The following is a 1,601-nucleotide window of genomic DNA, read 5'->3' as shown; positions in this document are numbered from 1 at the left end:
ACCGGACCGGACCCCGCGGGCCGCCCCCCCTGGTGACCTGGGTCCTCCTGGTCGCCACCGGCGTCACGTCCTGGGTCGGCGTGGCAGCCCTGGTGTACGGCGTCTCGGGCGGGGTGCACGACCACGCCGCCATCCTCGTCGCGGGTCGGATGGCGTCGAGCGCGAGCGTCCTCGCCGTGGTGACGATCGTCTGGATCGCGGACGGCATGCACCACGCGGCGCGGACGGACACCGAGGCACTGCCCGTCCGGTAGGGCGTGGACCCCTGGCGGGAATGTCTGCGGCTGCGCTACGTTGTACCGAGCAAGTCGATGCAAACGCATCGAAATCGCAGGCGGAGGGACTCCGCGGAAGGCGGCGCATCATGCAGTTCGGCATCTTCACGGTCAGTGACGTCACGACCGACCCCACCACCGGGACGACCCCGGACGACACCCAGCGGGTCCGCGACATCCTGACGATCGCCGAGCACGCCGACCAGGCGGGGCTCGACGTCTTCGCGACCGGTGAGCACCACAACCCGCCGTTCGTGGCCTCGAGCCCGACCACCATGCTCGGCTACCTCGCCGGACGCACGAAGCACATCACGCTCTCGACGTCGACGACCCTCATCACCACGAACGACCCGGTGCGGATCGCCGAGGAGTACGCGATGCTCCAGGTCATCTCCGACGGCCGCATGGACCTCATGATGGGCCGCGGCAACACCGGGCCGGTCTACCCGTGGTTCGGGCAGGACATCCGCCAGGGCGTCAACCTCGCGATCGAGAACTACGCGCTCGTCCGCCAGCTCTGGGAGAACGACGTCGTCAACTGGCAGGGGAAGTTCCGCACGCCGCTGCAGGGCTTCACCTCGACCCCGCGTCCGCTCGACGGCGTCCCGCCCTTCGTGTGGCACGGCTCGATCCGCACGCCGGAGATCGCCGAGCAGGCCGCGTACTACGGCGACGGGTTCCTCCACAACAACATCTTCTGGCCGATCCAGCACACCGAGCAGATGGTGGGCCTCTACCGTCAGCGCTTCGAGCACTACGGGCACGGGCGTGCCGACCAGGCGATCGTCGGGCTCGGCGGCCAGTTCTTCGCGCGGAAGAACTCGCAGGACGCCGTCGCCGAGTTCCGTCCGTACTTCGACAACGCCCCGGTCTACGGGCACGGTCCCTCGATGGAGGACTTCACCGAGCAGACCCCGCTCACGGTCGGTTCGCCGCAGCAGGTGATCGACCGGTACGCCGCGATGAAGGACCACGTCGGGCACTACCAGCGCCAGCTGTTCCTCGTCGACCACGCCGGGCTGCCGCTCAAGACGGTGCTCGAGCAGATCGACATCCTCGCCGAGGACATCGTCCCCGAGCTCCGGAGGATCAACGAGGAGGGCCGGCCGGAAGGCGTGCCGTCGAACCCGCCGTCGCACGCCGACCGCGTGGCCGCCGCGATGGCCGCCGGCACCCTGGGCAGCGACCACGTCGCCGCCGAGGACGAGTTCACCGGAGCGTCCGTCTGACGCTCGCTTCGTGAGCAGCAACGGTCGGGTCCCGCAAGGTGACCCGACCATTGCTGCTCACCATGCGCGGTGAGCGTGGCCCCAGATCGGACTGGAG

At 69.4% G+C, this 1,601-nt stretch carries 2 protein-coding genes; both read left to right on the top strand.

Features of this window, described 5'->3' with window-relative positions; all coding sequences use genetic code 11:
- Nucleotides 1-254, top strand: a 254-nt coding sequence (locus I5E_RS17845; protein WP_222836487.1) for a hypothetical protein, incomplete at its 5' end; no start/stop codon positions are given.
- Nucleotides 255-364: 110 nt separating this feature from the next.
- Nucleotides 365-1,504: a CE1758 family FMN-dependent luciferase-like monooxygenase gene (locus I5E_RS17840; protein WP_022908185.1), complete on the top strand. Its 1,140-nt coding sequence runs from the start codon at nt 365-367 to the stop codon at nt 1,502-1,504.
- Nucleotides 1,505-1,601 lie beyond the last annotated feature (97 nt).

This window comes from Curtobacterium sp. B18 (assembly GCF_000333375.1).
GTDB lineage: Bacteria > Actinomycetota > Actinomycetes > Actinomycetales > Microbacteriaceae > Curtobacterium.
This window is presented reverse-complemented; position numbering and strand designations above follow the sequence as displayed.